A 9457-nucleotide genomic window follows, 5' to 3' on the forward strand; every position below is an offset into this window, starting at 1 on the left:
CCCTCCTACAGGTTGGCGAGGTGTTCCAGGCGGCGGTAGAGGTCGGCCAGCCGCACGTCGAATTCGCGTCGGCGCCTTTCCACCTCACCGTCGCCGTCGCCGTCACCGATCAGCCCCCGGTTGCGGACCAGCAGCAGACCGCCGGCCACGAGCGCGCGGGAGGCGGAATCCGCCCATAGGATGTCGCGGCGGTCGGCCATGCGGCGGCCGAGGCCCAGGCAGGTCTCGACCAGCGCGTCGTCGCCCGGGTCGGGGTCCGCGGCGCCGCTCAGGAGCGCCCGGGCGACCACCCGATAGGCCTCCACATAAGGGCGCAGCACCGCCTGGGCGACGCACAGCGGCTTGCGCGCGACCAGCTCGGCGATGCCCGCGCCGCCCGCCTCCAGCCGGCTCTGCCAGTCCGGCGCGAGTGCGTGCAGTTCCGCCCGCACCGCCGCCCGATACTCGGGGCGGCGGGCGAAGAAGAACTCCATCTTGAACAGGTCCCGCAACCGGTCGATCTCGTGCTCGAATACCCGCCGCGGCTCCGCCCCGCCGGCCTCGGCGGCGCGCAGCAGCGCAAGCTCGACGAAGGCGGCGATCACGAAGTGATGGGCGGCCATGTTGCTGTAGTACAGCGCAGCCAGGTGCCGCTCGCGCGGCACCGTCAGCCGGCCGGTCGATTCAGCCACCATCCCGGTGGCGGCCAGCTCCGCCACCACCCGTTCGAGCTCGGCATCCGGTTCGCCGGGCAACGCTTTCACCGCCTCCGGGTCGTGGCGCTGCACGTGCCCGAAGAGGGCGATCACGTCGTCGCGCAGCCGCGCGCGGCCGAGCCCCTCCTCGCAGAGCAGCGCCATCATGACCAGCGAGACGGTGGTGGGCGGCGTCACCCGGTTGATCCGGTAGCAGACCTCGAACGCCAGCTTCTGCACCTCCACCGACTCCGCGCTCGCCGACGCCAGGGCGGGCGCGTCCGGCGTATCGTGCAGGGAGACGGGCTCGCCTAAGCGGACGTAGATGCGCCCGAGGGGCTGCCTGAGGCCGCGGATGTAGCGCAGGAACCAGGACAGCGACTCCGGCGACTTGCCCGAGCCCGTCTGCTGCGCCGTCATCTCCGGGACGTCGGGAATCTGGTCGTAGGCGATGGAAACGGGCAGATACCGGACCGGGTCTCCGTCGAGTTCGCGGCTCGCCTCCACCACGTACTTGAGCAGGCCGAGCTTCGGCATGACGAGCTTGCCCGTGCGGGATCGCGTTCCCTCGATCGCCCACATGAACGAGGCGCCCGCCGAGAGCAGATCGCCGATGGCGGTCTTCAGCGCCGCCCGGTACACGGGGTTGTCGCGGATGCCGCGCCGGATGAAGATGCCGCCCGCCCGCCGGGAGAGCCAGCCGAGCCCCAGGAAGTCCATGTTGATGCCGCCGAAGACGTAAGGCGTGTCGATGCCGCGCTCGTGCAGGGCATGATAGAGCGCGAAGATGTCCAGATAGGTCTTGTGGGTGATCAGATAGACCACCGGGCCGCGCCGCGCCAGCTCCGCGACGCGGGCGAACTCCCCGTCGTCGCAGACGATGTCCCGCGCATAGCCGCGCCGGCAGATGAACCGGCTCAGCGCCGCGAACAGGCCCACGCCCGTGCCGCTGCGCCGGCTGTCCAGTTCCGCCAGATAGCCCTCGGCCTCCCCGGCCAACCGGGCCGGATCGCGGCCGATCGTCGGCGCCAGCTCCCGCAGCGCCTGCTCGAGCCGCTGGCGGGAACGCGTCACCGCAGCTGGCTGTCCTTGCTGCCGCGGCGGTTGTAGAGGGCTTCGCCCCGCCCTTTCTCGTCCAGCTCGGCCTGGCAGCCGAGGCAGCGGCGCACGCCGGGGACGGCCTCGCGCCGCGCGGCCGGGATCTCGTCGCCGCATTCCTCGCAATGGGTCAGGGAAGGGCCCCGGGGCAACCGGCCACGGGCGCGTTGCACGGCGTCTTCGACGCTGGCATCTATCTGTTCCTGGACGGCCCCGTCGCGGGCCCAGCCACCGGCCATGGCATCCTCCGATTAGGGGTCTGCGCCAATGGGGACGAGCATAGCAAATCAGCACGCGCTTCGGCCGTCGCCCGGAAAAGCGATCGCGAACGCCTCGGGTTCCAGGGCGCTCGCATTGGCGACGAAACTGACGGTATGGTAGTTGCCGCACAGTGCAAGAATCTCGAGTTGCTGCTCGCGGTCCCAGAGTTCGCGGAACGCATCGAGCGTGGCCGGGTCCGGACGGCCGTCGGCGCAGAGTCCGTCGACCACCCGCAGCAGAACCGCCTCGGCGTCCGTCCAGCAAGGAGCGTCGGGCGGCGACAGCCGGGTCGCCCGGATCTGCTCCGGGCCCAGCGCCGCCGCGGCGCCGAATGCGGCGGCGTGCACGCCCCACTCGTACTCGCAATTGCGTTGCGCGCAGGTGCGCAGAATCACGAGTTCACGTTCCCTGAGCGACAGCGGACCGTCCCGATCCAGCAGGTTCACCACACCCTTGCCCCGCAGGAAGCGCAGGCTGTTGGCGAACACGCGGAATAACTTCAGGACGTAGCCGTCCCGCTTCGGGTACGACTCGAACGCGGCGGCCACGTCCTCCGGCCACGGCGACTCCACGGGGGCGAGAACCTCTCTCATCATGCGGCTCCTGTGCTACAGTATTTGTAGCACAGCTTACTGCTACAGAAACTGTAGTGTCAACATGACTACGAATACAGGCGACAAGAGCCGCGGGTCAGCCCGACGGCCCATCATGGCGCTCCTGGACCTGCTGGGCCGGCGCTGGACCCTCCGCATACTCTGGGAGCTTCGCGACGAGCGGCTGTCTTTCCGGCAGCTGCGCGAGCGGTGCGACAACGTCTCGCCGACCAGTCTCAACCGCAGACTCCGCGAACTGCGCGAGGCCGGCCTCGTGGACCTGGAGAACGAGGGTTACGGTTATACGCAGCGGGGCCGCGAATTGGGCGAGCGCCTGATGGACCTCAGCGAGTGGTCGCGGGCGTGGCACGCCGAACGCACCTGACGGCCGCGCGGGGCTAGCCCTGCGGCACCTCCGCGCGCTGCCGGCTGGCCCGATAGGGCCGCAGCGCCAGGTAGCTCAGGAGAACACCCACCGGTATCACCGTGGCGCTCACCACGGCCATCGAGTACCGGAGCTTCATCGGGTCGTCGAAGCCGAAGTCCGTCACCAGCGCCACGAGGGTGGGACCGAAGCCGAGCGCGATCAGGTTGCCTACCAGGAAGTACAGCGCCGTCATCTGGGCGCGCAGGGGATTGGGCGTGATCACCTGCAGTGCGGCGGCGGGCAGACCCTGGGGGAAGGCCAGCAAGAAGCTGGTCACTGCCAGGCAGGCCAGCGCGAGGCCGCCGTTCGGCATCAGCGGCGTCGCCACCGCGAACGGTACCGTGATCACACCGCCATAGAAGGCCGCGCGCAGGATGGCGTCGCGGCGTCCCCGCCGCTCCAGCCAGTCGGCCACGTAACCGCCCGCGTAGACGCCCGCCGTGCCGAGCACGAACATGATGCCGCCGTAGGCGAGTCCTATCGTGGAGGCTTCCCAGCCCCAGGTGCGGATGAACAGGGTCGGCGTCCAGACCATGTAGCCCGCGATGGCGATGCCGATCATCGAGAAGGCGAGGAAGTGGAACGCCACCGTGAGGGCGTTCACCTTCAGGAAGGCCAGCAGCACCGGCAGCGAACTCGCATTCCCTTCCTGCGGCACGCCTGCCGCCTTCAGACCGCGGCGCACCGGTTCCCGGATCGTCAGCACGAGCAGGAATATCGGCAGGCCGAGGACGCCGACGAAAAAGAACGTCATCTGCCAGGGACGGACGTCGCCCAGCACCGGCATCGTCACCACGCCGGCGTTCATCACCATGCGCACGACGATGCCGCCGATGATCATCGCCAGTCCCGCGCCGAAATAGACGCCCATGGAATAGACGCTGAAGGCACGGGCGAGCTTATGCTTCGGGAAGTAGTCCGCCATGATCGAGAAGGCGGCCGGCGACAGCGTGGCCTCGCCGACGCCCACCCCGACCCGGGCGGCGAACAGCTGCCAGAAGTTGCGCGCCGCGCCGCACAGCGCCGTCATCGCACTCCAGAAGGCGACGCCGAAGGCGATGATGACCTTGCGGTTCTTCTGATCGGCGAGCCGCGCGATCGGCACGCCCATCAGCGTGTAGAAGATGGAGAAGGCGAGGCCGGCGAGCAGGCTCACCTGGGTATCGCTGATGGCGAGATCCGCCCGGATCGGCTCGATGAGCAGGCTCAGGATCTGGCGGTCGATGAAGGAGTTGGTGTAGGCGAGCATGAGCACGCCGACCACGTACCAGGAGTAGACCGGATTCGGCCATTCGCCGTCTTCGTCGTGAGCGTCCGCGCCGACGGTCTGCGTCTGCTGCATGCGTTCTCTCCCCCGCTGCTGCCCGGTTGCGGCACCCGCGCACCCCGCCGGTGACCGGATTGCCTGCGACCGACGGCTAGCTTAGACTGTCCTAGTCTAATTACGCAAGTTTGTGCTTCCGCCCGGCTCCGGCGTATCGGGCGGGCACGTGAGATTCACTTTCAGGGGGAGACTCGTCCTATGAGAATGCACGTTCTACTGCTGTCGCTGCTGCTTGTTCCGCTGGCCCCGCAGGCAGACGATCATGCCGGCACCGACCCTGTCGAAGCCGAAGCGGAGGCGGTCGCGATGAAGATGGTCGACGCCTGGAACACCATGGAATGGGATCGCATGATCGGCCTCTTCGCCGAGGACGCCGTGTTCCAGAGCATGATGAAGGAACCGGTGGTCGGCCGCGAGACCATCCGCCCGCGCTTCCTCGCGCTGGTGGACGGGATAGAGCGCATCGAGCTGCAGATCCGCAATATGGCGATCAACGGCAACGTCGTGTTCCTCGAGCGGGTCGACGACTTCGTCTACAAGGGCAAGCATTCGCGTATCCCCGTCGTCGGCGTGCTGGAGATCGCCGACGGCGAGGTGCAGGCGTGGCGCGACTACTACGACTGGGCGCAGCTCGAGGAGGCGCTGACGGTGGAGGAATAGTCCGCCTCAGCCGGCTTTCTCCGCACTCCCCTGGCCGCCGTAGCCGCCGTAGCCGCTTCGGGGGGCCATTTCAGAGACCTTTCAAGAGGCCTCTTCGGGGGCGTCCTCGTGGACTATCGTCTCGCCGCGGGACGTGTGCTCGTGTTCGATCTCCCAGGCCCCGTCGGCCGTCTTCTCCAGCACGTGGGTGAAGGCGCCCCGGATCGTCTCGTGGGGGAATACGTGCTCGAACGAGCCCGTGGCCACGGCCACGTCGTCGGTCAGCAGCCGGACCTCCATCTTGTCGATGGTGAACTTGCCCATGCGGTGCTCGTCCGGCCAGTTCTCGCGGAACACGCGGTTCACGGCGTCCCAGCCGGCCAGCCAGCCCTTGCCGTAGACGAGTCGCATGTCGTCGCCCTTGCCGTAGGCATCCAGATAGGCGGTCATATCGGCTGCGTTCCAGTCCTGCTGCAATCCGCGGATGACGGCCTCCACCGCATCCTCCTCCGCCCCGCCGTGCGCGGGGCCGGCAAGCGCGCAGGCGAGGACCAGTACTATGGCGGCTAAACCCGGGGTCCTGTGATCGAACATCGGCATCTCCTGTTCCCGCAAAGGGATGGTGGTGCTATCGGCAGGCCGCTTCAGCCTGCCGCGCGCACGCGGACGGGCAGCGCGCTCATGCGCGGCAGGCCGCTCCACGTGTCGTAATCGGTCTCGTCGTCGACCAGCGCGCTGGTGCTGGTGCCGCGGAATCGATCGGTGGCCGTGGTGTTCGGGAACCCGTGGGCGACGGAGATCACGCCGGGCCGCACGTCGTCGGCCAGCTCCACCACGGCGGGGGCGCTGCCGTTGCCGCTGGCAATCTCGATGCGGTCGCCGGCCGCCAGCCCGAGCGCCGCCGCATCCTGCGGATTCATGTAGGCCGGGTTGTACGGCACCTTCTTCGCCAGCGCCTCCACCCGGTGCCCCACCGAGTTGTAGACGTGGTGCTGGCGCCTGCTCACCAGCAGCAGCGGCAGGCCGTCGCCGCCCGGCCTCGCCTCGTCCGCCGCGCCCTGACGGCCATCCTCATCCGCGCCGCCTGCAGCGGCGAGACCGGCCAGCTCCGACATCATGCCCTCGTTGCCCACCTCCAGCCGGTACGGCCAGTCCGGGTCCCGCGGTTCCGCCGGCGCGGAACGCTCCTCGAAGATATGGCCTTCCGGATGCTTTTTGATCTCCTCCAGCGGTACCGGGCTGCGGCTGGTGAACACTTCGATCAGCTCGTCGGTGGTCGGTGGCGACTCCATGTCCCAGGCGTAGCCGCGAAAACCCAGTGGCATGTCCATGCGCCGGGCGAGCTCGTAGAACACGCGCCAGTCCTCGATCACCTCCGCGCCCGTCGGCGGCTCGATGAGCGCGGGCTGGTACTGGGCGAACGGTTCCTGGAAGCCGATGGAAAGGCCGTAGGTCACCATGCCCTCGTTGGCGAAGGAGATGGCGGGCATCTCGTAGCCGAACATCGGGCCGATCACGTAATCCGCGAGTTCCGCCGTGGCGGACAGCTGCGGATCGATGACCACCAGCAGGTCCAGGGACTCCAGCGCCCGCCGCACCTTCTCCCGGTTCGGGAACGCCGCCAGCGGATTGCCGCCGACGACGAACAGCGCGCGCACCTGTCCGTCCCCCGGCGTGAGGATCTCGTCCGCCAGCGCGGCCGTGGAAAGGCCGGCGGCCGTATCGGCCAGCCCCCGCACCCGCAGCGATTCGCCGAAGCCGACGGCAGGCCGCGGTTTCTCCGCCCGCGCCCTGCCCGAGAACATGCGGAACAGGCAGCCCAGGTTCGGCACCCGCTCGCCCGCCTTCACCCAGCGGCCGCAGATGGTGTTCAGCGACAGCAGCAGGTACTCCATCAGCGTGCCGTGAGGCGCCATGTTCGAGCCGGTGCCGCCGGTCGCGTTGCCCTTCCTGCCGTTCGCGAACATCCGCGCCGCCGCGACGATGTCTTCCGCCGCCAGACCGGCGCGGGCGGCGACCCGTTCCGGCGTGAACGGCTCCACCGCGGCCGCCAGTTCGTCGAACCCGTTCACCTCGCCGGCGACGAAGTCCCGGTCGTAGAGGTTCTCGGCGATGATCACCCGGATGATGGCCGCGAGGATCTCAGGATCGTGGCCGGGCAGGCATTGCAGGTGGATGTCCGCCTTGCGTGCGCTCTCGGTGCGCCGCGGATCGATCACGATGAGCTTCAGCCCCCGCTTCTTCGCCTCGTGCAGCCGCTTCGCCGGATTGAACGGCGGGATGCCGCCCCACATCGAGACCAGCGGGTTGGCGCCCACGAGCATGCAGACGTCGGAGTCGGCGAACGCCTCGGGGCCGGCGCCCCAGCGCCCGTGCAGCGCCATGGCGATGGGTTTGCCCGGCTGATCGATGGTGGCGTTGGTGAAGCGCATAGGGGAGCCGATGGCGTCCATGAAGGCGTGCCGGGTCATCACACCGCCCACGCAGAAGTGGCTGAACGTCCCGGTGTACATCGCCACCGAGCGGGGACCGTGCTCGGCGACGATTGCCTGGAGTTTCGACGCAACCTCGTCCAGCGCCCGGGGCAGCGGGATCTCGCCGCGGCTGCCGTCCTCTGCCCGCTTCAGCGGATGCAGGATGCGGTCGTCGGCGTAGTGGAACTCGTGGAAGTTCCGGCCCTTGATGCAGCTGTAGCCGGCGTACACCGGGTTGTGCTTGTCGCCGATCAGCCGGACGATGCGCCCGTCCTCGAGGTGGACCTTCATCGAGCAGAAGGCGTGGCAGAAACGGCAGAGGCCGTGTCGTTCTTCGGTGGTCATGTCAGTCTCCTCCCGCGGCCGCCGCGCGCACGGCTTCGCCCCACTCACGGATGGCCGGCGCCGTGAACGACAGGAAGCGGCCGAACGAGGCGAAGCCGTGGATGGTCTGCTCGTAGCAGCGATACTCCACCGCGACGCCCGCCCGCTCCAGCGCCTCGGCATAAGCCGCCGCCTCGTCGCGCAGCGGATCCAGGCCCGCCGTCACGATCAGCGCCGGGGGCAGACCGGACAGCCCTTCGGCGAGACCGGGCGACAGCCTCACGTCGCCCGGATCCTGGCCCGGCGCGACGTACTGCGCGCCGAACCAGGCCATCAGATCCCGGGTCAGGAAGTAGCCCTCCGCATTCTCGGCCACCGAGGGGTAACGCTCAGGGTCCCGGGAGGCATCCAGGGCCGGATAGATCAACAACTGGAATACGGGCGCGGGACCGCGCCCGGCCGCCGCGCCCTGTGCCAGCGCGGCCGCGAGTCCGCCGCCGGCGCTGTCGCCGGCAACGGCAATTCGGGCGGGATCCGCGCCGAGGCCTGCAGCGTTTTCGAGCGCCCAGGCCCAGGCCGTCCAGGCATCCTCCCAGGCGGCGGGGAAAGGGTGCTCCGGACCCAGGCGGTAGTCGACCGCCAGCGTCACGGCGCCGCTGGCATTGGCGAGCGTCCGGCAGACCGCGTCGTGGGAATCGAGATCGCCGATGGCGCCGCCGCCGCCGTGGAAGTAGAGGAGCAGCGGCGCGCCGTTCGCGGCGGCGCCCTCGGGCCGATACAGCCGCGCCTCCAGCCCCGCGGCGATCTCCACCTCCCGCGTCTCCGCCACGGACTCGGCCGGGTGGGCCGATGCCGCCGTGAGCGGGTCGTGAATCTTCCTCGCCTCGGCGGCGGGCAGCGTCCAGATGGGCGGGTACTCCGCTTCCGCCATCAGGCGCAGGAGACCGGCGGTCTCGGCGTCCGGCGTCACGAGCCGAGCCGCTCGCGCTTCAGGCGTATGCCCGCCGCCTCGCGGTCCCAGGTGTCGTCGGTGACGCCGGCTTCGCGGAACAGCACCTTGCGGGGCTTGTTGGTCTCCGTCTTCGGTATCTCGTCGACGATGCGCACGTAGCGCGGCACCATGAAATAAGCCAGGCGCTCCACCAGGAACTCCGTGAGCGCCACCGGATCGAGGCTCGCGCCGGCCTTCGGCACGACGACGATCAGCACCTCCTCCTCCGTGTACTCGCTCGGCACGCCGACGGCGACCACCTCGTCGACCTCGGGGTGGCGGATGACCTCGGCCTCGACCTCGAGCGACGAGATGTTCTCGCCACGGCGGCGGATGGTGTCCTTGCGCCGGTCAACGAAGAAATATTCGCCGTTCTCGTCCTGGCGAAAGACGTCGCCGGTGTGAAACCAGCCGTTGCGCCAGGCCCGGGCCGTCGCCTCCGGCATGTTGATGTAGCCGGCGTTCATGGTCCACGGCAGGTCGGAGCGCACGATCAGCTCGCCGGGTTCGCCGCGCGGCACTTCGATGTCGTTCTCGTCCACCAGCCGGCATTCCACGCCGGTACGGGGCCGGCCGCAGGCGTACTGGACCTCGGAGTTGACGTCACTGATGAGCGGCGTGGATACCTCGGTCATGTTGAAGCCGGTCACGT

General features: G+C 69.0%; 10 protein-coding genes. 2 read left to right on the top strand and 8 right to left on the bottom strand.

Going from position 1 to position 9457, the window contains the following annotated elements; all coding sequences use genetic code 11:
* Positions 1 to 5: 5 nt before the first annotated feature.
* The 3 genes from ACJMK0_RS11435 to ACJMK0_RS11445 are packed head-to-tail and all read right to left on the bottom strand — an operon-like array spanning position 6 to position 2629.
* Complete coding sequence (locus ACJMK0_RS11435) at positions 6 to 1748, bottom strand: 1-acyl-sn-glycerol-3-phosphate acyltransferase (protein ID WP_405238514.1); 1743 nt, start codon at positions 1746 to 1748, stop codon at positions 6 to 8.
* The gene (locus ACJMK0_RS11440; RefSeq protein WP_405238516.1) at positions 1745 to 2011 is read right to left on the bottom strand and encodes a DksA/TraR family C4-type zinc finger protein; all 267 of its coding nucleotides are present in this window, start codon (positions 2009 to 2011) and stop codon (positions 1745 to 1747) included. The genes ACJMK0_RS11435 and ACJMK0_RS11440 overlap by 4 nt, the downstream gene beginning before the upstream one ends.
* A gap of 48 nt (positions 2012 to 2059) precedes the next feature.
* Positions 2060 to 2629, bottom strand: a complete 570-nt coding sequence (locus ACJMK0_RS11445) for a carboxymuconolactone decarboxylase family protein (RefSeq protein WP_405238518.1) — start codon at positions 2627 to 2629, stop codon at positions 2060 to 2062.
* A 61-nt stretch (positions 2630 to 2690) separates the two neighbouring features.
* On the opposite strand from ACJMK0_RS11445, the gene ACJMK0_RS11450 reads away from it, so the two are divergent.
* Positions 2691 to 3011, top strand: a complete 321-nt coding sequence (locus ACJMK0_RS11450) for a winged helix-turn-helix transcriptional regulator (protein ID WP_405238520.1) — start codon at positions 2691 to 2693, stop codon at positions 3009 to 3011.
* A 13-nt stretch (positions 3012 to 3024) separates the two neighbouring features.
* On the opposite strand, the gene ACJMK0_RS11455 is transcribed toward ACJMK0_RS11450, so the two are convergent.
* Complete coding sequence (locus ACJMK0_RS11455; protein WP_405238522.1) at positions 3025 to 4395, bottom strand: spinster family MFS transporter; 1371 nt, start codon at positions 4393 to 4395, stop codon at positions 3025 to 3027.
* Between the two features lie 180 nt (positions 4396 to 4575).
* Between ACJMK0_RS11455 and ACJMK0_RS11460 the strand changes: the two genes are divergently transcribed.
* Entirely contained in the window at positions 4576 to 5037 is a 462-nt protein-coding gene (locus tag ACJMK0_RS11460) for a nuclear transport factor 2 family protein (protein WP_405238524.1), read from the top strand.
* Positions 5038 to 5118: 81 nt separating this feature from the next.
* Here the strand turns inward: ACJMK0_RS11460 and ACJMK0_RS11465 are convergent, their stop codons facing one another.
* The 4 genes from ACJMK0_RS11465 to ACJMK0_RS11480 all read right to left on the bottom strand — a co-directional run.
* Positions 5119 to 5610, bottom strand: coding sequence for a YybH family protein (locus ACJMK0_RS11465; protein ID WP_405238526.1), 492 nt, complete (start codon positions 5608 to 5610; stop codon positions 5119 to 5121).
* 50 nt (positions 5611 to 5660) lie between these two features.
* Positions 5661 to 7835 (bottom strand): molybdopterin-containing oxidoreductase family protein, encoded by a 2175-nt coding sequence (locus ACJMK0_RS11470; protein ID WP_405238528.1) that lies wholly within the window; start codon positions 7833 to 7835, stop codon positions 5661 to 5663.
* 1 nt (position 7836) lies between these two features.
* Positions 7837 to 8784: an alpha/beta hydrolase gene (locus tag ACJMK0_RS11475; RefSeq protein WP_405238530.1), complete on the bottom strand. Its 948-nt coding sequence runs from the start codon at positions 8782 to 8784 to the stop codon at positions 7837 to 7839.
* Positions 8781 to 9457: AMP-binding enzyme (locus ACJMK0_RS11480; protein ID WP_405238532.1), on the bottom strand; the 677-nt coding region annotated here is incomplete at its 5' end. The genes ACJMK0_RS11480 and ACJMK0_RS11475, both read right to left, overlap by 4 nt.

The organism is Lentisalinibacter orientalis, assembly GCF_040706535.1.
Taxonomy (GTDB): Bacteria; Pseudomonadota; Gammaproteobacteria; order Steroidobacterales; family Woeseiaceae; genus Lentisalinibacter; species Lentisalinibacter orientalis.